The sequence below is a fragment of the Dellaglioa sp. CoH-57-MRSF-17 genome, assembly GCF_056782015.1.
Genome location: NZ_JBXAXY010000083.1, coordinates 1 through 358 on the forward strand (window position 1 = coordinate 1; position 358 = coordinate 358).

The window sequence follows — 358 nt, forward strand, 5'->3', positions numbered from 1 at the left end:
GGACCGAACGAAGTGAGGGACGCGGAACGGCGCTTTTGTGATTGGACAATCTTAAATTACGTGGTGTGGGATGGGTGATGGGGGAGGTGTGTGAGATGGGTAAAAATCGCAGCTATGCTGCTGGGTGGAATGCTTGCTATTGGGGACGGCATTTCGATGCGGACGCTCATCCGGCGTGGGTCGCTGGGTGGGAGGATTGTGACGAGGCGCTGGCGCACGATGATTGCCCGGGTCCGCTGGACGAGGGTACTGGAGATCGTGTGGACTTTGGGCGTCCACGTAAAAAGCCCACAACTGTGAAACAAGGAGCGGAGCACATGGAAACGAAATTCAAATACGTTGATGGACAGGACGTGAC

1 protein-coding gene is annotated in these 358 nt (G+C 55.9%); it reads left to right on the plus strand.

What is annotated here, in order from left to right:
* Positions 1–95: 95 nt before the first annotated feature.
* Positions 96–358 (plus strand): hypothetical protein (locus AC1RPJ_RS07980; protein ID WP_481762875.1); only part of this gene is annotated, 263 nt, incomplete at its 3' end.